The 1,419-nt window shown below is 38.9% G+C and carries 1 pseudogene; it reads right to left on the bottom strand.

The features are described from left to right. Window positions 1-1,419, bottom strand: a pseudogene (locus IEU90_RS11195) (glycoside hydrolase family 70 protein); the annotation flags it as partial.

Here is a 1,419-nt window from a genome sequence, read left to right as displayed (position 1 = left end):
TAACTTTCACGTAATCAAAGTTACCGCCATTAGTCGCGTAATTCTTACTATATTGATCTGTTGATTGTCCGTTATCTAGATTACCAGCTTTATCATTCGTGAACCGTAATAATATTTGTAAATTACCATTTAATTTACTCATATCATCAAGCTTAATGGTAGTGTCAAACCCACTCATTGCACTATTATAGAGCGATGGATAAGCGTTTGCCACATCTGGACGAGCAGTTAATTTAACTTCTTGACGAGCAACTTCTTTACCGTTGTTCATTACAAAAACAAAAGTATGCGGCTGACTTAAAGAGTTGTCACTAGCAACCCAACCGCTAACATGAAGACCATCATTAGTCATGTTTAAGTGGTCGAGCCAATATGCTGACTGATTTAACTTAACACCATTTGACCAGTAATCAGTGTGATAACCATCATTTCCGTTACCATTAGCATCCGTTGAGTAACGACTTACTACTGCATATTGATGATTTGCTGATAGATCATTCGGCTTCACTTTAAATGTTACATTGAATCCTGACTGATCAGCATTCTTAACATTAGGATATACCTTAGCAACATCTGGACGAGCAACATTGGTTGCTTTAATTGAAGCAACCTGCCGACCAGTGGTTTGATCAAATAAAATCAAGAAACGATTATTTTCAACGGTAGAGGCATCAGTTGCGTGCCAGCCGGTAACCGTTACTTCACCAGCTTTACTAATATTGAACTGATCAAGATTCCCTTGATTAGCTGGATTAGCAGTCATTAATTGTTGAGGAGCAAACCAGTAATTAACGTTATTCCCTTCACCATTAGCCGCATCGCTGTAACGACTAATCACCTGCAATTGGTGTGTCAAATCAACATTATTTAGGCTAAAGTTTGCCTCAAAGCCAGCTACGCTGGCATTGATTACCTGAGGATAGACCTTTGCAACGTCTAGACGAGCAAGATCAGTTACTTTAGTCCGGGCAAGTTCATGTCCTAAGGTACGGTCAAACAGAATAAGATAATGATTAGTGTAACCTAAGGCCTTATTAGTAGCATTCCAACCAGCTACATGTAACTGATTATTCACTATTCCCATCTGGTCAAGGTAGGCATAATTATTTTTATCAAAAGTTACTGGTTGTGAAGTGTAATCGACAAAATCACTATTGCCATCGGGAACGCCGCTGTAACGACTAATGATTTGGATAGCATTGCGGTATGTCTGTAATTTATTTACATCTAATTTAACATCAGCGTTAAAGCCAGAATTCCCAGCGTTATAAACATTGTGTACTTTCTGTACATCCGGACGATTGACAATCATTTCATCGGTTAGCTTTGTCCGTCCTAATTCACCTTGCTGGCCTTGATCATTATGACCTACCACAATTAAAAAGCGGTTTTGATTGCCATATTGAGCCGCCTGGTTTG

This window comes from Limosilactobacillus caviae (assembly GCF_014635905.1).
GTDB lineage: Bacteria > Bacillota > Bacilli > Lactobacillales > Lactobacillaceae > Limosilactobacillus > Limosilactobacillus caviae.
Note: the sequence above shows the minus strand (reverse complement) of the source record. Positions and strands in the feature narration are given on the sequence as shown.